This is a genomic window from Nostoc sp. DSM 114159 (assembly GCF_053470285.1).
On sequence record NZ_JBPFEH010000001.1, the window covers coordinates 297,087 to 320,400 of the forward strand.

At 39.3% G+C, this 23,314-nt stretch carries 18 protein-coding genes; 8 read left to right on the forward strand and 10 right to left on the reverse strand.

Annotated features, from left to right (window positions below):
* Positions 1 to 43: 43 nt before the first annotated feature.
* From ACR5KR_RS01130 to ACR5KR_RS01140, 3 genes are all read right to left on the reverse strand, one after another.
* The gene (locus tag ACR5KR_RS01130) at positions 44 to 361 is read right to left on the reverse strand and encodes a helix-turn-helix domain-containing protein (protein WP_448265138.1); all 318 of its coding nucleotides are present in this window, start codon (positions 359 to 361) and stop codon (positions 44 to 46) included.
* A complete protein-coding gene (locus ACR5KR_RS01135; protein ID WP_448265139.1) occupies positions 333 to 728 on the reverse strand; it encodes a type II toxin-antitoxin system RelE/ParE family toxin in 396 nt (131 codons plus the stop codon). The genes ACR5KR_RS01130 and ACR5KR_RS01135 overlap by 29 nt, the downstream gene beginning before the upstream one ends.
* Before the next feature lie 178 nt (positions 729 to 906).
* Positions 907 to 2,661: an N-acetylmuramoyl-L-alanine amidase gene (locus ACR5KR_RS01140; RefSeq protein WP_448265140.1), complete on the reverse strand. Its 1,755-nt coding sequence runs from the start codon at positions 2,659 to 2,661 to the stop codon at positions 907 to 909.
* An 84-nt stretch (positions 2,662 to 2,745) separates the two neighbouring features.
* Between ACR5KR_RS01140 and ACR5KR_RS01145 the strand changes: the two genes are divergently transcribed.
* Together ACR5KR_RS01145 and ACR5KR_RS01150 are read left to right on the forward strand one after the other, a co-directional pair.
* The gene (locus ACR5KR_RS01145; RefSeq protein WP_445628134.1) at positions 2,746 to 4,383 is read left to right on the forward strand and encodes a CTP synthase; all 1,638 of its coding nucleotides are present in this window, start codon (positions 2,746 to 2,748) and stop codon (positions 4,381 to 4,383) included.
* A 161-nt stretch (positions 4,384 to 4,544) separates the two neighbouring features.
* Complete coding sequence (locus ACR5KR_RS01150; RefSeq protein WP_445628133.1) at positions 4,545 to 4,967, forward strand: hypothetical protein; 423 nt, start codon at positions 4,545 to 4,547, stop codon at positions 4,965 to 4,967.
* Positions 4,968 to 5,148: 181 nt separating this feature from the next.
* On the opposite strand, the gene ACR5KR_RS01155 is transcribed toward ACR5KR_RS01150, so the two are convergent.
* The 4 genes from ACR5KR_RS01155 to ACR5KR_RS01170 form a co-directional block, all read right to left on the reverse strand.
* Entirely contained in the window at positions 5,149 to 6,624 is a 1,476-nt protein-coding gene (locus ACR5KR_RS01155; RefSeq protein ID WP_448265141.1) for a sugar ABC transporter substrate-binding protein, read from the reverse strand.
* Between the two features lie 247 nt (positions 6,625 to 6,871).
* The gene (locus ACR5KR_RS01160; RefSeq protein ID WP_448265142.1) at positions 6,872 to 7,774 is read right to left on the reverse strand and encodes an ROK family protein; all 903 of its coding nucleotides are present in this window, start codon (positions 7,772 to 7,774) and stop codon (positions 6,872 to 6,874) included.
* A gap of 116 nt (positions 7,775 to 7,890) precedes the next feature.
* A complete protein-coding gene (locus ACR5KR_RS01165) occupies positions 7,891 to 8,085 on the reverse strand; it encodes a hypothetical protein (RefSeq protein ID WP_322670426.1) in 195 nt (64 codons plus the stop codon).
* A gap of 137 nt (positions 8,086 to 8,222) precedes the next feature.
* Complete coding sequence (locus ACR5KR_RS01170; protein WP_375471655.1) at positions 8,223 to 9,119, reverse strand: ABC transporter permease; 897 nt, start codon at positions 9,117 to 9,119, stop codon at positions 8,223 to 8,225.
* A gap of 328 nt (positions 9,120 to 9,447) precedes the next feature.
* Here ACR5KR_RS01170 and ACR5KR_RS01175 point away from each other — a divergent pair, with 328 nt between their 5' ends.
* The gene (locus ACR5KR_RS01175) at positions 9,448 to 9,735 is read left to right on the forward strand and encodes a hypothetical protein (RefSeq protein ID WP_445628130.1); all 288 of its coding nucleotides are present in this window, start codon (positions 9,448 to 9,450) and stop codon (positions 9,733 to 9,735) included.
* A 412-nt stretch (positions 9,736 to 10,147) separates the two neighbouring features.
* Here ACR5KR_RS01175 and trxB read toward each other — a convergent pair whose 3' ends face one another.
* Both trxB and ACR5KR_RS01185 read right to left on the reverse strand, forming a co-directional pair.
* Positions 10,148 to 11,518, reverse strand: coding sequence for a thioredoxin-disulfide reductase (gene trxB, locus ACR5KR_RS01180; RefSeq protein WP_445628129.1), 1,371 nt, complete (start codon positions 11,516 to 11,518; stop codon positions 10,148 to 10,150).
* A gap of 393 nt (positions 11,519 to 11,911) precedes the next feature.
* Positions 11,912 to 12,049, reverse strand: coding sequence for a hypothetical protein (locus ACR5KR_RS01185; RefSeq protein WP_448265143.1), 138 nt, complete (start codon positions 12,047 to 12,049; stop codon positions 11,912 to 11,914).
* Positions 12,050 to 12,630: 581 nt separating this feature from the next.
* On the opposite strand from ACR5KR_RS01185, the gene ACR5KR_RS01190 reads away from it, so the two are divergent.
* From ACR5KR_RS01190 to ACR5KR_RS01210, 5 genes are all read left to right on the forward strand, one after another.
* Complete coding sequence (locus ACR5KR_RS01190) at positions 12,631 to 13,197, forward strand: Uma2 family endonuclease (RefSeq protein WP_448265144.1); 567 nt, start codon at positions 12,631 to 12,633, stop codon at positions 13,195 to 13,197.
* Positions 13,198 to 13,401: 204 nt separating this feature from the next.
* A complete protein-coding gene (locus ACR5KR_RS01195) occupies positions 13,402 to 13,968 on the forward strand; it encodes a type IV pilin-like G/H family protein (RefSeq protein WP_448265145.1) in 567 nt (188 codons plus the stop codon).
* 139 nt (positions 13,969 to 14,107) lie between these two features.
* Positions 14,108 to 16,345 carry an O-linked N-acetylglucosamine transferase, SPINDLY family protein gene (locus ACR5KR_RS01200; protein WP_448265146.1) on the forward strand — a complete coding sequence of 746 codons (2,238 nt, stop codon included), beginning with the start codon at positions 14,108 to 14,110 and terminating at the stop codon, positions 16,343 to 16,345.
* Between the two features lie 452 nt (positions 16,346 to 16,797).
* Positions 16,798 to 17,217, forward strand: coding sequence for a XisH family protein (locus ACR5KR_RS01205; protein ID WP_448270044.1), 420 nt, complete (start codon positions 16,798 to 16,800; stop codon positions 17,215 to 17,217).
* On the forward strand, positions 17,205 to 17,540 hold the full coding sequence (locus tag ACR5KR_RS01210; RefSeq protein ID WP_448265147.1) for an element excision factor XisI family protein: 336 nt from the start codon (positions 17,205 to 17,207) through the stop codon (positions 17,538 to 17,540). The genes ACR5KR_RS01205 and ACR5KR_RS01210 overlap by 13 nt, the downstream gene beginning before the upstream one ends.
* Here ACR5KR_RS01210 and ACR5KR_RS01215 read toward each other — a convergent pair.
* Positions 17,537 to 23,266 carry an FkbM family methyltransferase gene (locus ACR5KR_RS01215; protein ID WP_448265148.1) on the reverse strand — a complete coding sequence of 1,910 codons (5,730 nt, stop codon included), beginning with the start codon at positions 23,264 to 23,266 and terminating at the stop codon, positions 17,537 to 17,539. The genes ACR5KR_RS01210 and ACR5KR_RS01215 overlap by 4 nt on opposite strands.
* Positions 23,267 to 23,314: the final 48 nt, after the last annotated feature.

Consider the following 23,314-nt stretch of genomic DNA (forward strand, 5'->3'; position numbering starts at 1 on the left):
AGCTATTAATGTTTCAAGGCGATCGCACTCCACCAACGACCCCTTAATCAATCAGGCTATTCAATCCCCGTTTCTTAACTAGGTGCAACAGCTTAAGAGCAGTGCCACTGGGACGCTTCTGACCGATTTCCCACTTTTGAATCGTTGATAGACTTGTATTTAAAATCGCAGCAAATACTGCCTGGCTGACATGAGAGGATTCGCGTATTTCCTTAATTTGCTCAGGTTCTAGCTGTTCAATTGGAGACAAACATAGACGGTCGAATTCACGTAATGTAGTTTGATCCATCAGTCCAGCCTTGTGCAGCCCCGTAGCCGTTTCATGAACGGCTTCAAGAATCGCTGATTTCTTCTTCGCCATTGCAAATTACCTCCATCAATTCATCTTCAAGCTTGGCTTTTTCGAGATCCTGTAGCGTGTAAGATAACAGCACTGATGCCAGCTTTTTTAATGCTTCTTCTTCTTTTTTGTTAATGTTACTGCGCTCGTTTTTCGGGAAGCCGAAAACAAAAAACCAGCAATCTCCCTTGTTGGTGGCGACCAATGTACGAAAGCCACCACGCTTACCTTGTCCAGAGCGGGCAATCCGCTTTTTGAACAGTCCGCCTCCTAGATCGGCTTCGTAAAGTCCTGCCGTCATTTCGTTTACAGCCGTGCAGAGGCTAAGGTCGTTTAAACCCTCTTTGCGTGCCCAACGGTCAAACCATCGGGTTTTGTAAATTATCATGCTATAGTCATTACCTTCACTTATTATATAGCACTAAGTGCTATACTTGGCAATACACTATAAAAGTCAAAAAGCTTGAACAAAGAGCGATCGCAACATTGAGCAGGAACTAGCGAAAAAATAGCGATCGCACTCCACCAAATACAATCAGGGTAAAACTTTAGTTGTACCTGCAAATTTATCTCACACTCCTAAACCACTCAGTAATCCCCTGAGCGATCGCTTTTGCCATTTTCTTCTGTTCTTCTGGGTTCACTATCTGCTCAAATTCATCGGGATTGCTCATAAAACCCAATTCTAGTAACACCGATGGTGCAGCTGTCGGACGTGTCAGCGCCAGATTATCCCAATACACACCATAAGAAGGTTTGCCGAGTTTTTTGACTACATAAGTCTGTAAAAATATGGCGAGGCTATGGGCTTGGGGTTGATACCAAAAAGCGCCGAATCCCTTGGTTTTTTCGGCATCACCATCATCGGGTAAAGAGTTGTGATGTATGGAAATAGCGAGCGCAGGTTCTTCTTGACTGATAATTGCCTGACGTTCTACTAACGAAACTTCCTTGTCGTCCTCCCGCGTCATCACCACCGTTGCCCCTCGCTTCACCAATTCGTCCCGCAACAACTTGGAAACTACCAAATTGACATCTTTTTCTAAATATCCAGTTGGCCCACTGGCACCAGATTCTTTACCGCCATGCCCTGGATCTAGTACAATCTTGAAATTAGCTAATGGCTTTCGTCTTGTGTTCCCGATTTTAGGCGGATGACGCAAAGCCAAAACCAGGGTTGTACCGTCGTATCTCAGCTTGTATCCCCACTGTTGAGCTTTTTTGAGGTTAAAGGTGTATTTTACTTGTCCTGGAGCTTCCTGTTGCCAGTCTAGGCGATTAATTAGGGGGTTGTCATCCAGGCGAATTATGTCTGTTTGGGCAGTGGTATTGTAGAGAGTGAGAGCGAGAGTTTGCTCACTTTGTTGTACGCTCACGGGTACGGGAACTTGCAAGGGGAAAACTATCTCTGTCGCACTAGGGAGTTGACGGTATCCGACACTGCGAATTATTGTCTGTGGCGGAACTGCACCAGGTAGAATGCGGGTTTCTTTACTATTAATCCAAGCGCCATAATCTAGGCGCAACCATTCACCTTCCCTACCTGTAACTGTTGCGCGTGTGCCTTTGGGCAGTGGTGTGAGTCGGGAATGATCGGTGCTAGGGCCAGTACGAGCAACGCCTGATTCTACTGTAACCTCAGAAACTGGCAACTGCGATCTTGAGAGGATTTCAATCTTACCAGATCCTGGTTGAGTTATTGTCTTGCCGTCAAGTGTCAGTTGAAATTGAGGTTTTCCTAGATCGGCGGCTGTTGCCACTGCGGTGCAACCTTGATAGTTGCCTACGCTAGACTGGGCATGAGGCTGATTTTGACCTGTCAAAGCTGCCAAATTACTTGGTAGTTGTGCTTGTTGAGGTTGTGGTAAAAGGGCAATAGTTTGATTAGCCAGGATTACAGAGACATTAGCGTTAGGGGGTGCGATCGCACTAAAACAAATTACTTCTCCTGGTAATCTGGCAATGTCAACTGCGGGAGTCAGGGAATCTTTCGCAAAAGCTACCCCCTGTGGTAGTTCAGGGCTAGCGTTAACCCCGATCACCTTAATTTTAAGTTCTTGATTGTGGTAACGCACAGTAAAAAGATTCTCCCCCAAATGCAAGGGGAAACTAGGCGAAAAATGACCAGCTTTGCTGCGAGTAATTGGCTTACTATTGATCAAAACCTGACCATCTGGTGGTGCAGTGCCCAGAAAGAAGATTTTTTGGGCACTTGTCTGGTAGTTTGTCTGGGGAAAAACCACAATAAGAGATGGCTCTGCCAATGCTACCGAGGAGGTGAGAATACAGCCTAATATTACTAATCCTAAGAGGTTTTTCACAGCAAATCACAGAAGATGACACCACAACAACTGTGGCACAATGACGGGATGTATTTTTAGAAGTTGTTAGAAATTCAAACTACTATGACTAAGTTTATCTTTGTTACTGGAGGCGTAGTTTCCAGTATTGGTAAGGGCATTGTAGCAGCAAGTTTAGGGCGTTTGCTCAAGTCGCGCGAATATTCGGTGTCGATTCTCAAACTCGACCCTTATATTAATATCGATCCTGGCACGATGAGTCCCTTTCAGCATGGGGAAGTATTCGTTACCCAGGATGGTGCGGAGACAGATTTGGACTTGGGGCATTACGAACGCTTTACCGATACCTCAATGTCACGCTTAAATTGTGTGACTACTGGCTCAATTTACCAAGCAGTCATTAATAAAGAACGGCGCGGAGATTACAATGGCGGTACTGTACAGGTAATTCCTCATATTACCAATGAAATTAAAGAGCGGATTCTGCGAGTTGCTAAAAGTACAAATCCTTCTGTAGTAATTACAGAAATCGGCGGGACGGTGGGAGATATTGAATCACTGCCGTTTTTGGAAGCAATTCGCCAGTTCCGTAAAGAGGTGGGGCGGCAGAATGTGCTGTATATGCACGTAACTTTGGTGCCGTGGATTGCCTCTGCGGGTGAAATGAAAACTAAGCCGACACAGCATTCAGTTAAAGAACTGAGATCCATTGGCATTCAACCAGATATTTTAGTTTGTCGGAGCGATCGCCCTTTACCCAAAGGATTAAAGCAGAAATTGTCGGGATTTTGCGATGTACCCGAAGAATGCGTTATCACTTCCCAAGATGCCAAAAGTATCTATGAAGTACCGCTAAATCTAGAACGGGAAGGAATGGCAGAACAAGTGCTGAACTTGCTGCAAATGGAACAACGCAAACCAGATTTGACGCAGTGGCAAACCCTGGTACAACGGTTACATAGTCCCAAGCACGAAGTAGAAATTGCCATTGTTGGTAAATATGTACAGTTAAGTGATGCCTATTTATCTGTAGTAGAAGCGCTCAACCATGCTGCAATCTCCACTTATGGCAAACTGCGTCTGCGTTGGGTGAATTCAGAAGAATTGGAAACAGAACCAGCCGAAAATTATCTTAAAGGTGTTGATGGCATAGTTGTACCAGGAGGTTTCGGGGTTCGGGGAGTCGATGGTAAAATTGCTGCGATTAAATACGCCCGCGATCGCCAAATCCCCTTCTTGGGTTTATGCCTGGGAATGCAATGTTCTGTGATTGAGTGGGCCAGAAACGTAGGGGGATTAACAGGTGCTAATAGTGCTGAATTTGACCCTTACACAACGGCTCCAGTAATTAATTTATTGCCAGAACAGCAGGAAGTTGTGGATTTAGGGGGTACAATGCGCTTAGGATTATATCCTTGTCGTGTTCTCCCTGATACTTTAGCTTTTAAGCTCTATCAAGAAGATGTAATTTATGAACGACATCGACATCGCTATGAGTTCAACAATGCTTACCGCGATTTGTTGTTAAAGTCTGGCTATGTAATTAGTGGTACTTCTCCCGATGGACGTTTAGTTGAAATTGTGGAATTACCCAAGCACCCATTCTTTCTTGCTTGCCAATTTCATCCAGAATTTCAATCACGCCCCAGTACACCTCATCCTTTATTTAAAGGATTCATTCAAACAGCGATCGCTCTTTCGCTTTCGACATCTAGCACACCAACACCATTGGAGGTGTCATAACAATTCAAAATTCAAAACTTGTACTGAGTTTCGACTGCGCTCAACTACCGCGTAGCCGAAGTATTCAAAATTCAAAATTAATTGCAACATTAACTTAAGACTTCAGTAGATTAGGATATTCAGGGTGCATCATTCGTAAATTTCGGACTTGAGGAGATGTTGTGGCGTACTGGGTGAAAATCCTTTACGAGAGGAAAGAATATGTAGTAAATTTTGAACGTGTCCATGCTTTTTGTTATGAACTGAATGGCAGAGTTACTTTTTGGCTACCCGATAGTGCCATTCCCATAATAATTAATCCACAAAATAACCTAGAAGATTATCAAAAAATTATCGATTATTTAGAATGTGTGACAGGATTAGAATTAGAGCGTGCCCACTGGGTGAAAATAATTTACGAAAAAAATGAATATGTCATTAATCTCAACTGCATCAGTTCCTTTTGTCATGAACCGAACGGCAGGATAACTTTTTGGTTGCCAGATGGCACTATTCCTATTATCATCAACCCTGTGAGTAATCCTGAATCTTATGAAAAAGTTGTGAAATACGTTCAAAAAGCAACAGGATATTCTTTGTTTTGAAATTACTGTGTAGCAGAACAAGATAAAATTAACAATTCAAAATTCAAAACTTGTACTGAGTTTCGACTGCGCTCAACTACCGCGTAGCCGAAGTATTCAAAATTCACGCATTCAAACATTTTAGAACTTCTGCCTTCTGCCTCATCCCAACTACAAATATTTACGCGATTCTACTTATCGCTCACTGCCATTCATCAAAAATTTGTTTTATCCGCTCAATTGCCGTGTCTGCTGCTTCTTCTGGAGATATGCTATTGACAACTATTCCATTAAGAGCTTTACCCCAAACATTCTCTTCTAAAACTAGGCTGTAAGCAGGGTTTTGGACAATATAAAATGGACGAGTATCTTTAGTTAGTGTTTGAGTTGCAGTAGAAAGATGAGGATCTGCTGGATTTGTCCAAAAAGGATCTTTCCAAACAGACTTCATTACTGGTAGATATCGACCTCCGGTAGCTTTGAGATAGTTTCCTATGATTTCAGGTTTAATTAAATATGCGAGAAAGTCTTTGGCTACCTTCTGGTTTTTAGACTCAGCAAACAAAACTATTTCATTAATCGAGACTAAGAAGCGCATCGGTTTACCATTAGGTTTGTTCGGAAATTCTAAGATACCAAGCTTATGACGATAGGTGTCAGAATCTTGGCGAACAGCAGCAGGGATCGAAAGCGAGCTGTTAGGCGTCATAACCACGCCACGATTGAGCAAGCTGCGATTATTGTCTGGATTTAACCAGTTTACTGCGTCTGGTGGTACGTAACCCTGCTGGAAAAATTTCGCATACCACTCTAAGCTTTTAACAATACCTTGATACACCTTGGGATCGTTGAGCAGAAGTTGACCCTTGGAGTCTAAAATTTGGACATTGTATGCTTCTAAAATCTGCTCAAATAAGTAGTAGGTATCTGTAGAACCAGTGGAAAAAGGAAAACCTAATCCGTAAATATTCTGTTTTTGCTGTGTGCGCAAATCATCCTGCACTTGTTTCCAAAACTCCCAGAAAGCATCCCAATTTTTAGGGATATCGCTTTGAGTTCGACCTACTTTCTCTAGTAAGTCTCGCCAGTAGAAGATGTGAATTGTTAATTGATTAATTGGGACTGCATAGTAACTCGACTTCTTATCAACGTTGTTATATAAACGAACTGCTTCTAACACACCTTCAGAATAAATACTTTTGACTGGCTCAATTACATCAGACACATCTGCCAATTTACCTTCCCAGGCAAGACGTGGATACAGCTCCCTCTCAGCACTGCTATTGATGACGAGATCGGGTGAATTACCTGCCTGAAGTGCTCTTTGAGTCTTTTGTGGCAATTCATCGTTAGTATAAAAAGTAAGTTTAATTGTGTTGCCGCTTTGCTGTTCCCAGTTACTAATGATCTTCTGGAGCGCTTCATCCTCTTCCAAAGTGTAACCTTTATCTGACCAAATCTTCAGGACTTTACTGTTAAGAGGAGACTCGGTGACTGAAAATTGGTTAGATTTTAAGATGTTAATGCAGGCAAGAATTATCAAGCTAAATATCAATGCTACAAGTACGTAGCGATGGCTAGCTCTTATTAGCATTACGGTAAAAGTTTGCTTGACTCTTTGTTGATACTTCAAGCCTTTAGCCATTAGACTGGCTTTGGTTTTGAATAACATGCTCATTTTATGATTTTTGCCAGAAAAACATCTTTACTGCATCTTCTGACATTACATAGCTTTTATTCAAGCTTAAATAGTTGCTTTTCACTTACTTTTCACCATCAGCCAGAATTGCTAAGTAAGTGGGCAAGAATAAATTAAACTATGTTACGTAATGTAAAACTAATTAAATTATCTCTTAGTTAGAGCCTAATTTTTCTTCTAATTTGTAAAGACAGATGTCTCTAGCTGGGCTTGTTTGAACCATAATTTAAAATCTTGAATAGTTTTGCCATGCCAACTTTGCTGCACCTACTATTCCTGCAAAATTGCCTAACTTTGCTGGCAATATTTGTAAACCCTCTCGTGATAAAGGCTGCACTCGCTTCTCAATTTCTGCCTTCACACTTGGTAAGAAAAACTCAAAGCTACCACTGATACCGCCACCAATCACGATCGCTTGTGGTGTAAGTACATAAATCAAACTGGTCAAACCAATTCCCAAATTAACACCATATTCTTGCCAAAAAGTCAATGCGGCGGCATCTCCTTGTTGGGCAAGAAAACCCAATTCGATGGGTTCCTTGAGAGTGCGGCGGCGAATTGCAGTAGCACAGGCATATTGCTCCAAAGAGCCTCGATTGCCACTATTACAAATTGGGCCATCAGGATTTAAGGAAATTAAACCCAATTCTCCGGCGGCTCCTTGATGTCCAATAAATAGTTTGCCATCAAGGATAATTGCGCCACCAACCCCAGTACCTAAAGTTAGCAGAATCAGATTTTGAAAGTGGCGACCGGCTCCCAGCCAAGCTTCTCCCAAAAGAGCGCAATTAGCATCATTAGCGATCGCAGTCAGTTTGCCAGTTTTAGCTTCTAACCAGTCTGCTAAAGGCACATCGATCCATCCAGGTAAGTTAATAGCGATTTTGGCAATACGTCCTGCGGCATCGGATGGGCCAGGAGTTCCAACACCAATCGCAACAGCTTGATTATCTGGATCGATTTGAGCGATCGCATCTAGCAGAACCGCCAACACCGCTTCCGGCGTTGTTGGTTGAGGAGATCCCACAGTCAAAGATTGCAGACAAGTACCATCATCTGCAAAACGCCCCAGCTTAATTGCTGTTCCCCCGACATCAATGCCAATTACTTGAATTTTGTCATTTGTCATTTGTCACTTGTCATTTGTAATTGGGTATGAGGCATTGGGCATTGGTAATTGGTGAACAGTTATCACCCATTGTGTATTCCCGATCTTGAGTTCAAAATCAACAATTCGTCAGGGTTTTAGGATTTGGCACGAAAATATTCTAAATTTTCTGTCCTATTGGGTGCGACTCGTAAATTAGCGACAGTCATAGTACGAACACTAGATTGCTCTTGCCAAGCCGTGATTGGCGCACCTCTTAAGATACCAGCAAGAGCAACGGAAAGGATAAACCCGCCAGTAGCGGCAGCAATTAACGTTAGATTATCTTTCATACAAATCTCTATATTGTTTATTTGTCCTTTGTCATTTGTCACTTGTACTGAGCGAAGTCGAAGTATTTGTCATTTGTCTAAAATTAATGACCATTGTACAGACGCGATTAATCGCGTCTCTAGTGACCGACCAATGACTATTGTCGGATTCTATTTTCTCTCCGTAATCGAGGATTGACAAATTCATTTAACCCCTCACCAAGTAGTGATAACCCTACCACCATAAATGTCATCGTTAAACCAGGAAAAAGGGTAGTCCACCAAATGCCAGTAGGTAGAGCTTCTAGGGCTTGTTTTAAATCATGTCCCCATTCTGCCACTTCTTCGGGAAGTCCTAGCCCCAAAAAGCCTAAACCGCCCAACACCAAAATTGCATCAGCGGCGTTGAGCGTGAATAGGACGGGTACGCTTTGAATGACGTTGAAAAACAGATAACGAGAAAGCACAACCCAAGTAGAAGCACCCATTGCTTGAGCAGCTTCGATGAACACTTCAGTTTTCACGCTCACGGTGTGGTTGCGGACAACGCGATAGTATTGGGGGATGTAGGCAATGCTAATAGCGATCGCTGCATTCAATATCCCACGCCCCACCACAAAGGCCAGTGTCACAGACAGCAGTAGTCCCGGTAAGGTGTAGATGCTATCCATAATAAATAGCAGCACTTTATCCAATTTACCGCCGAGATAACCACTTAGCATTCCCAAAGGCACACCGATAATCATACTCAGTGCCGTTGCTAAAATTACCACCTGCAAAGCAGCTTGAGCGCCGAACAATGTCCGGGAGAATACATCATAACCCAGGCGACTAGTACCAAACCAATGTTTAGCTGAGGGTGGCTCGTGAATTGGATTAGAGAGAAAATCTTTGGGGTTTTGCAGCCATCCCCAAGCCTGCAATACGGGAGCGAAAAATGCCAGGAAGATGAAAAATAGGGTGATGGCTAACCCGATGAACATGAGTTTTTGCGAAAGATTGAGACTTTTACCAAACTGTAAAAAGGTTGGTAGCCGCCGTTTTGTAATGGCCATAAAGCGATCGCCTAAAGCAAAGCTTGATACGCTGACCATTTTACATATTTAGATAGGGGATTGCGTAAACATCTTTAAATAAAAGTCCGACTATTTCACGTGGATACAGATATAGACTGAGTTAGAGGTGAAATTATGCCTGATTTTTGCCAAAGCTTTTAACTACGATTCAGAGTACTACAATGTTTGCGATCGTCTCGATCAACGAATCAGTCATCTTGATGATGCAGCCTTTGATTTTTTGACACACTTTCAGTATTTTAACTGTGGTCTTGGCTGTTAATACTTAATTAATATGTAGCACAATATTTTTTATATCTTAGTCATTGTGAAACCTCTTCTACAGACTTACTTAGAACAAGAAATTTGGATACTAGTGAGAGATAAGTGGTATTTCGCCACAATTGTCGGAGTTTGGGATGATTTATTGTCCTTTAAACATAGAACTTACAACAAAGACACAGAAGAAGATACTTTCTGGGAAATGGTTGTGAAAATCAGTGAAGTAATTGCTATTGATAAAATTAAGTCTGTTATTAGTAGAAAACCAGAGATGCTGATTTCACGGCTACTAGAAACTGAGCAAGATACAAGCGATCGTCATCAAGATAAATAATATTAATTAGCTCAATTTCTGAGGTAGACTCATCCTTTGCACCTGTCTCAAGATGCAAAGAATGAGCAGTTTAAGTTATCGGCTATGGCGCGATACAGTTCAGAATGAGCAATAAAATCTGATGTAGAAATGCAATTTATCGCCTCTTAAAAGACCAATGTTCTACACAAATAACCCTTAATTGAAACGTAGTGGACTATGGCATGTATTAGACTTCTTGGCAAAAGTCCAAGAAAAGGGGAAGGTGGGACCCCAAGAAGGGGATAAGGGGCAGGCTGAAGGGGAAAAGGTTTTGGTTAAAGGGAAAGGGGACTTTTGCAGAACCTTTTCCCCAAGAGTGCAAAAAGCACAAATGCCAAGAGGTCTATTGAGTATTGGGCAGAGTCTTCCCTAGTTCCCAATACCTACTATCTCAAAGATTACTTTCAATCAACTGGCGATATTCGCTCTTTTGCTTCACGCCTTTGACTTCCTTCACCAGTTCCTTATTTTTGAACAATTGAACTGTTGGCGTTCCTGTCACACCAGCATTTTCAGCAATATCTCGGTCTTTGTCGATGTCAATTTCTACAAAGTGAATTTTGCTGTCAAATTCATCCACCACTTTATTTAAAATTGGCTTCAGGGTATGACAAGGGCCACAACCAGGAGAGACATATTTAACAAGGAGTAAGCGATCGCTTTCATGGAACAATTTCCGTAAAGCATAACCACCCTCATGGCGCGTCCCATCCAAATTAAATCCAGCTTCTTCTTCGGCTTCAGTCTTTTTGGCTGGCTGATGTTCTAATTCATTATCTTTTGTTTCTGGCTGTTGATGGAATTCTTGAATCAAGCCACTGGAGGACAACCAGCGTTCTGCTAACATCGCCGCCATACAGCCAGTACCCGCAGCCGTAATTGCTTGTCGAAACTCATGATCTTGTACGTCGCCAGCAGCAAAAACGCCTTCTACGCTGGTTTCTACAGAACCAGGCTTAGTGACAACGTAACCCACTTCATCCAGTTCTAATTGTCCTTTAAATAGAGAAGTGTTTGGACTGTGACCAACGGCGTAGAATAAACCTTTAGCGTGCAGTTGGCTCTCTTCACCAGTTTTTGTATTGCGGACTTTCACCCCTTCCATGTGACCATTACCGAAGATATCCACGGCTTCTGTGTTCCAATGCACTTGGATTTTCGGGTTGCTCAAAACTCTGTCTTGCATGGCTTTAGAAGCCCGCATTTTATCGCTGCGTACTAACATATTCACTTTAGAACCATATTTGGTGAGGTAAATTGACTCTTCCGCCGCCGAGTCGCCAGCACCAATCACAGCCAATTCTGCGCCGTGGAAAATAGGTGTTGCACCATCGCAAATTGCACAAGCGGAAATACCCCGACTCCAAAATTCGTGTTCGTTGGGTAAACCCAAACGCTTTGCTGTTGCACCCGTAGCAATAACGATGCTGTTGGTTTTAATTTCCCTTTCTTGCGATCGCACTGTAAAGGGACGCTGACTCAAGTCAACTGATATAACATCTTCAGTATATAGTTCAGCCCCCCAGCGCTCCGCCTGCGCCTTCATCTGATCCATCAGTTCCGGCCCGGTAATTCCTTTAGGAAATCCTGGAAAATTCTCAACTTCCGTGGTTGTCATTAGTTGTCCACCAGGTAATCCCCCGGCTTGGAAACCTTCAAATACAACGGGTTTCAGGTTAGCGCGTCCGGCATAGATGGCGGCTGTGTACCCTGCTGGCCCAGAACCGATAATTACTAAGTTTTCTACAGTTGGGTTAGTCATGCAAATATACGAACTCATAACGACTACGTTTAATATAGCATAACAAACTGTGATTGGCTACGTCAGATGGAAAGCGATGTCTAAGGGCGGCCTACGCCTACGCAAAAAGCCTACAGTACTATGCGCTCAACACTTGCCAAAGATGCTCTTAACCGTTAAAAGTTTTCTCGCAGATATTTCCTGATAACTTCAATATCTATTTCTAGCAATTCTGCCATTTCTTGAATACTCATACCTTTCTCATTAAGTTTTAGGGCTAATTTCAATCTACTCTTTTCCCAGATGCTCTTCTACAATCGAATATTTGTAAATTCATCTAAATCAAACATAGTTTCAATTGCTCCTAATATATGTATGTGCCAGTTGCATAATTTACATTATTATTCTGAATCACTAAGACTGCTCTTGTAGATATTTCTTGATAATTTCAATGTCTAGCTCTAGAAATTCAGCTATTTCTTGAATGCTCATACCTTTGTCAACACATTTTGGGGCTAACTTCAGTTTGGTTTCTGGTTCTGTCTTGGCCACGATACTCTCGTACAATCGAGTATTTTTGAATGCATCTAAGAGGTTGTTTGAAAAGTGATTTGCTGTGATTTTAGGCACTTTAGCGATCCCCCCCTAGCCCCAGCAGGGCTGTTTCATTCCCCAAAGAGCTTTAAAAATCAAGGGTTCTAGCGATTGAAAATTAGTTATTTTGTTACCGACGTGCCGATGAAACCAACTATTTTACTGATATTTCAGTACTTAAATGTTCATTTATTTGTCACGCTTACTTACAATTTTCTTGCTAACCATCTTGACAAATCCTGTTTGAAATGGAATGAATCAGCCCTGCCCCTAGCCCCCCTTAAAAAGGGGGAACCAGAATCAAAGTCCCCCAATTCATCAAGGGATTTAGGGGGATCTAAAACGTTTTGATACCGAGTTTATCAATAAGTTCAAAAAATATTTGTGATAGTTCCTTGATAAGTTAATAAACAATTACATGTATTTTCATTGATGCTACTAATGGCAAACTATAGGAGCGTCTTTATTAGATGCAATATATTATAGCTTTCGTAGGTTAGGGTACGTATGATAGATATAAAAGCGTTATTTAATGTATTATGTCCTTTGCAATTACAGACTTAGAGCAGCTACAAACTGAGCATCCAGAATGGCAGATGGAGTTGGTAGAGGGAAAAATCATAGTTATGGGGCCATCAGATTACGAGTCAGAAGAAATTGGCGCTCGTCTAATTACCTTTTTGAATAACTGGGTAATGTCGCGCAAGCTAGGACGTATAACTGGTTCTAGCGCAGGATTTATCCTACCGAATATAGAAGAGGACGACTCGGAAAAAAGAAACTTGCGTGCCCCTGATGTGTCTTTTGTTAAAGCTGACCGGCTGAAGAAGACCAAGCGCGACTTTGTAGAGTTGGTTCCAGACTTGATGGTTGAGATTAAATCTAAAAGTGACAGAATCAAACCACTTGAAGAGAAGATCGAGCTATTCTTGCAACTTGGGTCTGTAGTTGGCATACTGATTGACCCCGATAAATTGACAGTAACGGTTTATCGAATAAATCAAGCTCCAGTGGTGATGCAGAATGGCGACATGCTCACACTACCAGACTTGCTGCCAGGTTGGGAACTGGCAATATCAGAACTGTGGCCACCTGAGTTTGAATAAGGCGCTTCCACAATCGAAGTTGAGAATCTCAGCCTTGGTCAACAGCAGGAATTTAGTGATGTTTGTGTCATTTGGGATGCAAGGATTCTGAATTGTGTAATTGTATCTCCTCAAACTTTTTTTCTGAAGGTGATAGGAAAGCGATCGCAGCTGGGTAAGTTACATCTAGAACACCCAAGCACTTCCTGCCCCAGGAAAACACTTATGAAAACCGAATTAAAAGCCAAGTTTCTCCAACACATCCTCAACAAAAAGAATGAAAATGAGGGTTTTACACTTATTGAATTACTAGTAGTAATTATCATCATCGGTATTTTGTCTGCGATCGCTCTACCTTCTTTCTTGAACCAAGCTAACAAAGCCAAGCAATCAGAAGCTAAAACTTATACAGGTTCCATGAACCGCGCGCAGCAAGCTTATTACTTAGAAAATAGTACATTTACAACTTCAATTGGTAGTTTAGGCCTTGGTATTGCAACACAAACCGTAAATTACAAATATGACGCTGTTAATGCAGACGCTAGTACAGTAAACAACCGAGGAATAGTAATAGCTGCCAGTGGCAAGGCGCCTCTCAAAGCCTATATTGGTGCTGTAGAGGTGACAACCCAACAAGCTACCAGTGAAGCTACTACCGTAGCTGTTTTGTGTGAATCTAAAGACGCTATGGTTAACAATGGTACAAATGCAGATGCTGCTAGTGGAGCGGCGGTTACTTATAGTGCTGGAGCACCTAGTTGTACCAGCAACTTCATCTCTTTGGCTAAGTAACCAACCAAGGACAAACAGTATATAAATTGTCTTTCAACAAAATCTTTTCCAAAGTGGGTAGATGCTTCTATCCACTTTATTTCTGTTATGTGAGTTGTTCACAACTATATTCCTCATAAAATTTTCTCAGAGAATTACAATGATTACTGATATATGTAATTGGCAAAATCAAGCTGAACAATACTTCATTCAAGAAAAATATTTGCAAGCAGCACAGTTATACGAACAAGCAATAGAAATAGAACCAAATGCTATTTCTTATTATTGGCATTTAGGGTTACTACTGCTATTACAAGGGCAAGAAACAGAAGCTCAAATGACTTGGATGCTGCCAATAACAGAGGCAGATGAAGAGCAATTACCAATTTGGATAAATGAACTATTTCAATTTTTACAGATAGAAGCTGAAAGACGCGAAACACTGACAGAATATTCTCTAGCTTGGTTAATTCGCCAGCATCTTCGGGAAATTAATCCTAATGATATAAATAATTTGCTTCAAATTTTTATACTTTCTCTCAAATTGAAAAAGTTTGAAGAAGTTGATAATTTGAATGATTGGGGATTAATCGAAAGCTTAAACGTAAAAGAAAATATAGAAATTAATAGCGAATTATTAATCGAATTTTTAAAAGAATTATTAAATGCTGTTCCCTTACATCCAATTACTCTAAATTTAATAGAAGCTAGTCTTCCTTATTTCTCTGATACTCATCAATGCTTCTCTATACTGCTTCCTGCTGCTATCAAAATTGGTCATACTTTGCGGCAGCCTTTACTAGCAGCATCTCTGCTAGAATTGCATTTACGATTGGAGCCAAATAATGTAGAAATTTTGCGGCACTTAGCGACTTTTTATCAAGACGCTCGTAATTATTCTCAGGGCATAGAGACAGCTAGATTGTGTTATTCCTTATCAGAAAGCTTGGCTGATAAAATTTTTGCACTCCATTTGCTGTTAAGGGGTCTAATGACAGCCGGGGGATATTGGCAAGAGATATGTACAACTTGTCAAGAATTGGAAACTGTGTTTCAACAGTTTATTAAAGCTGAACGAATTCCTTTAGAAGAAGGAAGAATATTACGGTTGCTTACGCCATCTTTTGCGATCCCTCACATTAAAGATGCTCCTGCCGATTTTCGAGCTATTCATAATCAGGTAGCTGAAATTTTTGACTTTTATATTAAAGCTTTTGCCCAATCAGAAGGGAAAATTTATTGTCACAAAAATATCAATAATAGAAATTTATATCAACCTATTAAAAAATTAAAAATTGGTTATGTATCTTACGCTTTAAGAAATCATTCTGTTGGTTGGCTAGCTCGCTGGCTATTTCAGCATCATGACCGAGATAAATTTGATATTCATACTTATTTTGTTAACTACACATTAGTCAATGACTATCTCCAAGAGTGGTATCTAGGTCAGGCAGGAAAACCTCGTCAATTAGGTATGAATGGTCTAGAAATTGCTGACCAGATATATCAAGATGAAATTGATATTTTAATTGACCTTGATAGCATCACTCTAGATATTACTTGTGAAGTGATGGCACTCAAGCCAGCCCCAATTCAAGTTACTTGGCTGGGATGGGATGCATCAGGCATACCTGCAATTGATTACTTTATTGCAGATCCTTATGTACTGCCAGATGATGCCCAAAATTACTATACAGAAAAAATCTGGCGATTACCTCAAACTTACATCGCAGTAGATGGTTTTGAAGTTGGTGTACCAACTCTGCGCCGCGATGACTTGGATATTCCTATGGATGCTGTTGTCTATCTCAGCGCCCAAAGAGGATATAAACGCCATCCAGAAACTACAAAGTGGCAAATGCAAATTATTAAACAGGTACCTAACAGTTACTTTTTGATTAAGGGGCCTGCTGAGGAGGAAACAATTAAACGCTTCTTTTACCAAATTGCCGAAGAAGAAGGTGTAGATTGTTCTCGGTTACGATTTTTACCACAAGTTTATTTAGAATCAGTTCATCGTGCTAATTTAGGCATTGCTGATATTGTATTAGATACATTTCCCTACAACGGAGCGACAACAACCTTAGAAACATTGTGGATGGGTATTCCTCTAGTGACAAGAGTTGGCGAACAATTTGCAGCGCGTAACAGCTACACCATGATGGTGAATGCGGGTATTACAGAAGGTATTGCTTGGACTGATGAAGAGTATATAGAATGGGGTGTGCGCTTAGGGAAGGATGAGGCTTTACGTCAGCAAGTCGCTTTGAAGCTGAAAGCATCGCGGCAAACAGCCCCATTGTGGAATGGCAAACAGTTTACCCGTGAGATGGAGAAGGCTTACCAACAGATGTGGCAGAACTATAGCGGTTCTCAATTGGATGGAATACAGACCTAACCCCCAGCCCCTTCCCTTGTAGGGAAGGGGAGTAAATTTCAAAGCCTCTCTCCTTTTAGGCTCTCTCCTTTTAGGAGAAAGGTTTGGAGAGAGGTCAAACTATATTGCATCAAAACATAAGTGCTATATTAAGTACTCGCCTATCCTGCGTGGCAGCTAAAAAGGTAATATGACGTGAGTTCGATGAACCTCTCCCGGACAACCTCCCTTTCCCCGTGGGAGAGGGAGGAGCAACGAGAAATTAGGGTTTTGGCTCCCCTCTCCGTGTCGGAGAGGGGTTGGGGGAGAGGTCAAAAAAGGGCTTGTCGAACTCCTAAGAAACAAGGCAGGAGGCAGGAGGCAGAAGGCAGAGGGGAAGAGGATTTGACTTGTTTCTTTCGCCCTTCCCGCAGGTGCGCCTCCGTTGGAGACTCACGTTAATATAAAAATAATAAATACGATTATGAATAGCTATATCTGCTAAAGATGTCTTTCATGAAGTTGTCAAAAAAGCTTTGCAGAAGGATAGTTGGCAGATTACTCATGACCTCCTCTCAATTAGCGTGGGTGGTGTGAATGTCTCTATTGATTTAGCTGCTGAAAAACTCATTGCGGCAGAACGGGAAGGAGACAAAATTGCTGTTGAAGTTAAAAGTTTTTTGGAGAAATCATCTGCAATCTCAGAATTTCATACAGCATTGGGACAGTTTATCAACTATAGAGGCGCATTAAGGCGACGACAGCCAGAGCGTGTTTTGTATTTAGCAGTACCTTTGACAACTTATAAAACATTTTTTCAACTTGATTTCCCCCAAGCCATGATTGAAGAGAATCAAGTCAAAATGATTATTTATGATGTAGAGCAAGAGGTTATTTTCAAATGGATAAACTAGCCCACTATCGCCAGATTGTACAGCAGATATTACAGGAGTATAGTGAGCAAAAACCCTCTGATAGTAATATAGACGTTGAGAATATTTTTGATATAGAACGTGACCATTACCAAGTAGTCCATGTAGGCTGGGAAGGGCAAGATTGGGTACATAGTTGTATCATCCATATTGATATTAAGGGTGAAAAAATTTGGCTTCAATGGAATGGTACAGAAGATGATATTGCAGCAAATTTAGTTACTATAGGAGTTCCCAAAGAGGACATTGTGTTAGGATTTCAGTCTCCTTTCATGAGGAAGTTTACAGAATATGCAGTGGGTTAGAGAGGCGTCATCTCTAATTTAGATGCGCTCAAGCTATCTACATCGCAGAATGGGAGATTTTCTGCTTTCGCTTGTGCGATCGCAAATTGATTATCTGTTGCTAAAGTAATTCGAGTATGAATTTTAGGTAAAAGAGTTTTCCATTGCATACTACTCATTTTTCCTAACAGAGAAATATCTGGCCCTTCAGTTATATCTACATCACCCTCTATAAGCAAATTCATAGTCAAAGACGATAAAAGCATATCAGCTTCATCCTCAGAAACGTTCTGAGTATCTATCAAGAGAGTTAAGCAACTTTTATCTGGATGAGTAGTAAGAGTAGAAATGACACTTGCTAAATCTTGATATAGTAAGTCTTCTGGCTGTAACCAATCTGGAAAAATAATTAGGTTAATATCTTTTAAATTGAGTTGCTCTTTGAGAGCGCTCGCTTGATATTTATAGAATAGTTCTTGAAATAGTTCTCCCATTTGAGCAGAGTGAGAGCGGCTATCAAGAAAAATCGGATTTTGGTGCATTTTCTGCTTTATTTGCTCCGATTTTTCCTGACGCAATTCAGAGTTAATTCCGAGAGCAACAGCTAACTCAATGTAAGCTTCTTCACTATTTGTAATTAAATCAAATATTTGGAGCTCTCGTAAAAGTGACGCTCCCTTTCGAGAACGAGAGGGTTCTGTTTCCATAACCACCGTTGGTAAACCTACTTCAAACGGGTCGATGAGTGAAGTCATACCAGAGTAAGGATAGGAATCTAAGTAAATGTCACAAAGTTTTAAACGTTCTTTAACATCAGCACGGTTTGGTGCTGGGTCAAGAACGATCAATCTATCCTCGCTAATACCATATTTAGCAAAAGTAGTAATTATACGCTTCCGAAAAGCTATACAAGGGTAGGAAGATGACCAATTTGGATTAAATGGATAAAGTAAGAGTACAGAATTAGGTACGCTAGCAATTATCTTTGCCCAGGTTACTTCTTGCTCTGGAATTATTTTGTAGTAATTAGCTCCTGAAACATAAACTATAGCAGTTTTTTCAATTCCCAGACTTTCTCGACTAGTAGCATCTGTGGCAAGTATTTGCTCTTCAGTTGCAAAATCAAAACACTGGGGAGGACTATTTAATGTAATTAGCTGTTCCGTATAATGTTCTTGAGCATTATCTTCAGTTTCAGAAAGTTTACTTGAAATATAATAATCTATATGAGGCATACCAGTTGTTACAGGAGAATTAGCGTCAACAATCTGGATTCGAGCTAGCCTATATAAAGAGAGCAAGGTAATTTGATGAGTAACTGCGGTAATATTCGTAGAAATGAACAGAATATCTAAGTCAGATTCTCGAATCATTTCTACTTGATTGGTTAAGTTAGTTGGAAGTTGAATAATAGCATCTGCATGACCAATACAATATCGTTCTAAACGATGATTGCTCACATTTAATGTAAAGAGAACTACTTCAAATAAATCTCTATTTAAATGTTTATATAGTGACAAAGTAGCAAAAGTTTCTGTCTGCGGTCCAAAATGGCTAGCAAGAATACCTACTTTAATTTTGACTCGTTCATCCAAGCGTTCTGGGAATTCGTATTCAATATTTTGATTAAATTCTTGTAAGTATGATTTCATGATATCTGCACGTTTTGTGTAGATATCTTTCAAATTTAATTCATTAAAATACAAAGGAATGAAATTTGCTGTATATGTAAAATATTCAGCGATATCTTGCCAAAATTTAGACTCAGAATTAGTGATAATGTTTTTGTGGAGATAATTAATTAAATTCTCCATATATTGATAGTAATTATCTGCCTCTCCCATCTGCTGAAAATAAAGGGGAGGTTTGAAAGTAAATTTGAGATAGTCATTAAGTAACCAGCTAGGAATTTCAGTTAGATCATACACTAAGGGTAACTGGTGAGGACGGCAGTACAGCATTGCTACCAGAAGATACTGAATAGCATTTTGTTCATTAAATCTCTTCGCAACTCTTGCTAATACGTCATTTACAAAGCTTTCTTCAGCCTCTGTTATCGATTCATTCTGAATACCACTATTTAACAATGCTTGATAAATCTCACCAAATTTGGTCAAGTATAGTCTTTCAAGTGAATTTTTCTCTTTATATATTAGTGATTCAGCAATCTGCATTCTCAATAAACGTAGTTCCTTTAATACAGATGTGTTTGAATTTTCTTGCTGAAATGTTGTTACTAAACTAATTAAATTATTCCTTAAATCATAATTATATATAAACTCTTTAACATTAAATTCTTCTATTAATCCATTGAATTTATTTGCTTGTTGGAGAATTTGTTGGTATTTTTCTAGCGCTTGTTTATTTTCGTGCTTTAAAATAATTCTTGCACTAATGCGAGGGAGCAAAGCTGCCCATTGAATATTAGATAAATTTCCTAACAAGGAGATTTCTAACCCTTCAGTAATATTTATATCTTCTTGCATTAGCAAATTCATAGTCACACCAGAAAGTAAAATTGCAGCCTCTTCGCTAGCAATATCACTTGTGTCGATAATTAGTGTTGTCTTTTGACTGTCTGAATAAGTTGCTAATGTTTTAATTACTATTTCTAAATCTAAGCTAATTAAATCTTCTGGCTGTGACCAATCTGGAAAAACAATTAAATTAATTTCTTTAAGATTTAAATGTAGAATAGTGCCCTTAATTAAGATAGCACTTACAGTATTCGCCATTGTTGACCAGGAGAACTTTTTCGCTTGTGCCAAACCTGCGGTAATTAATGAGTTGCGAACACTAGACTTTTGCACTTCACAGAGTGCATTTGCTAGTGCATTGACATCATCATCATTCACATAGATCGCTGCTTCTCCCGCTACTTCTGGTATTGAAGCATTAGGACAAGTGATTACAGGGCAACCACAAGCCATAGCTTCTATTATAGGCAAACCAAAACCTTCATATTTTGAAGGATAAGCCAGTGCTACTGCACCAGAATAAGCAGTAGCTAACTCATGATCGCTGAGTTGGAGAATATGAACAATGCTGCCTAATGTGTAGCTTCTAAACTCAGGTGCTAATGTACCTCTATTCCCTGTACAAACAATATCAAAGCCAGAACTACTAGCAAGCTGATAAAAAGCCTGAAAGAACAAAATACTATTTTTATAATTATTTTCAATTCCTACTAACATAAAGTATGGTTTTGTAATACCGTACTTTGTTTTAAAAATGTCAATCTCTTCAATATTTGCTGGTGAAAAAGTACTTTCAACTCCACAATGAGCTACAGTTATTGACTCTCTGCTTATTTCAGGAAAACAGCTTACTAAGTCACGTGCCGTATGTTCTGAAATAGCTATATATTGAGATGCATTTTGAATAGCCTGATGTTTTTCTCGCCACATAGGACTATTAATATTCCATCCCATGACTTCTGGAATCATGTCGTAAGCGATGAAAACAGAAGGTGTTGTAGTCGGTGTTGTATAGTAAGAGGATATAAATACCTCTGCACCCTCTTCATCGCACACTTGCTGTAGCATTTCCCGGTCAGCAGAAATGTTGTTGTAATCGTAGGCGGGAATTGTGTGATAACGAATACCATTAATTTTGGGTGCAGTATTGGCTCTATCTAAGACTAGGATATGATTAGCAAAATTACTATTTGACCATTGTTCTAGCAGACTTCGCCAAACTCTAGCAATTCCTGTGCTATTGATCTGGAAAAAGACACCATCAATTAAAATATTACGAGGAGGTAAAGTTTTTGCTTTTTCTTTAGCTAATTTGTAAACTTTGATAGTTTCTTTAACATATTTATCCCAAGTAAATTTTTTAGCCTGTTCAACAGATTTATTAGCTAAATTTTCTCGATATTCGGGTTCACAATATAGCTTAAATATGGCATCACAAAGTCCTATTGTATCATGAGGATCAAGCATAATTCCGGCATCTTCAACCACCTCTGGTAAAGAAGAAGTGTTAGAGGTTATTACTGGAGTTCCACATTGCATAGCTTCTAGTGGTGGTAAGCCAAAACCTTCATATAAAGATACATACATGAATGCTAATGCCCCGGAATACAGAGGAGCTAAATCTTCATCGGGAAGAAAACCAGTAATAATAATTCTATTTTCTAATTCTTTAGCTCTATCTACTTCTGCAAAAATTTCTTCGTATTGCCATCCTTTTGTACCTATTAATACTAAATTAAGATCATCGATATGCTGTTTTTTAATTAACGTCAAAAAAGAACGGATAACATGAACTATATTTTTTCTTGGCTCTAGGGTTGATAAAGTTAAGAGATAAGGTTGGTCTGGGATTTTATATTTTTGTTTCGTTTTGATAATTAATTCCCGATCATCACAAGGATAAAATTTTTCTTGATCGGCAGCTAAATATGTAACAAATACCTGCTTTTCATCAAGGTTTGGTTGATACTTACAAATATCTTGTTTTGTTGATTCGGAAATACAGCATACAAAATCATTTTTATCTATTTGATCTATAGCATTTATGACGAGATGCTGTGAATTATCAGTAAAATACTCTGGAAAAAGAATAGGTATTAAATCACAAACTGTGACAATTCTTATAGCAAAGTAAATATTATTGGGCAATGGATAATGTGTAGATTGATAAATATCTATATTTTGATACTTTAGTTCTGACAAGTGAAGCAAAGGAAGATTTTTACATTCAAGGTTTTGATTTATATAAGTTTGACAAGCATCAAATACCTCAGGAATACTGGTACATAAATAAATTTTATATTGAGGATATTTTATTAGTCCTTTTAAAAGATACTCTGTTACTCTAAAAACTCCTGTTTTGGCAGTTTCAAATAGAGTTCCTAAACCTAGTACAGCAATATCTAAGGCAATTTTGGTTTGCTCTCTAGATAAACAATCTTGTTTATCTAAAGGTTTATCTGAAGGTTTATCTATTGTTTTTATTTGTGTAGGAGTAGGCATGATTAATTTTCCAATTTCTGTACCCATATTATCTGGATTACTTAGTTGTATCATCCGCTCTACTCTTTGTTTTTCGATCAATCTATAATCTATATAATCATCTAAAGCATTAACAGGAAAAGAGAAATGTTTTGCTAATTCGCTTGATTCTTCAGATATATAATAATCATTGATGCCATCAAAGAAAACCTTTTGATAACCTTTTCCCATTAAAAAGACAGGAATATCATTTTCACAGCGAACATTTGTACCTGGCAATGTAGTTTCTATTACTAATATTGTTGGCCTAAATATGTCCCAGTTACCACCTAAAATAACTTTCTCTTCTACTCCTTCTACATCAATTTTAAGAAAATCAATTTTTTTATTAACATATTTTTTACATATTTCCGCCAAAGTTTTAACAGCAACGGTATATTGAGAAACATATAAACCTTTCTCATTAGCAATTTCATAAGCTATTTCTTTATTTAAAGTAGAATTTCCCGGTTGTCCTATTACTTGAAAAAAATCTAAATATCCTTCTGAATTACTTAGTGCAATATTCAGATTAATATCTCTCGGACGCTCTTGTTCAAATAATTTATAGCAGTCTTGTATTGGTTCTATATTTATTCCCGACCATCCAACATCATAAAAAGCTTTGGTTACTGAACAAAAAGCTGGATGCAAAGCTCCGACATCAATATAAAATCCTTTTGTTTGATTTTTAAATACTCTATTGAGTAAAACATCTTCAAAATTCTGGGCATAGGAAATAAATGTCATATTTTTTAACTTCGCTTCTATAAATGTTTAACAATTTAATCTAGCTAG

What these genes read in the sequence shown, in the direction of transcription:
- ACR5KR_RS01190 (WP_448265144.1), top strand. Translation starts at nt 12,631, where the DNA reads ATGTCCTTTGCAATTACAGACTTAGAGCAGCTACAAACTGAGCATCCA.
- ACR5KR_RS01155 (WP_448265141.1), bottom strand. Translation starts at nt 6,624, where the DNA reads ATGAGCATGTTATTCAAAACCAAAGCCAGTCTAATGGCTAAAGGCTTG.
- ACR5KR_RS01210 (WP_448265147.1), top strand. Translation starts at nt 17,205, where the DNA reads ATGGATAAACTAGCCCACTATCGCCAGATTGTACAGCAGATATTACAG.
- ACR5KR_RS01130 (WP_448265138.1), bottom strand. Translation starts at nt 361, where the DNA reads ATGGCGAAGAAGAAATCAGCGATTCTTGAAGCCGTTCATGAAACGGCT.
- ACR5KR_RS01135 (WP_448265139.1), bottom strand. Translation starts at nt 728, where the DNA reads ATGATAATTTACAAAACCCGATGGTTTGACCGTTGGGCACGCAAAGAG.
- ACR5KR_RS01170 (WP_375471655.1), bottom strand. Translation starts at nt 9,119, where the DNA reads ATGGCCATTACAAAACGGCGGCTACCAACCTTTTTACAGTTTGGTAAA.
- ACR5KR_RS01215 (WP_448265148.1), bottom strand. Translation starts at nt 23,266, where the DNA reads ATGACATTTATTTCCTATGCCCAGAATTTTGAAGATGTTTTACTCAAT.
- trxB (WP_445628129.1), bottom strand. Translation starts at nt 11,518, where the DNA reads ATGACTAACCCAACTGTAGAAAACTTAGTAATTATCGGTTCTGGGCCA.
- ACR5KR_RS01145 (WP_445628134.1), top strand. Translation starts at nt 2,746, where the DNA reads ATGACTAAGTTTATCTTTGTTACTGGAGGCGTAGTTTCCAGTATTGGT.
- ACR5KR_RS01200 (WP_448265146.1), top strand. Translation starts at nt 14,108, where the DNA reads ATGATTACTGATATATGTAATTGGCAAAATCAAGCTGAACAATACTTC.
- ACR5KR_RS01165 (WP_322670426.1), bottom strand. Translation starts at nt 8,085, where the DNA reads ATGAAAGATAATCTAACGTTAATTGCTGCCGCTACTGGCGGGTTTATC.
- ACR5KR_RS01195 (WP_448265145.1), top strand. Translation starts at nt 13,402, where the DNA reads ATGAAAACCGAATTAAAAGCCAAGTTTCTCCAACACATCCTCAACAAA.
- ACR5KR_RS01160 (WP_448265142.1), bottom strand. Translation starts at nt 7,774, where the DNA reads ATGACAAATGACAAAATTCAAGTAATTGGCATTGATGTCGGGGGAACA.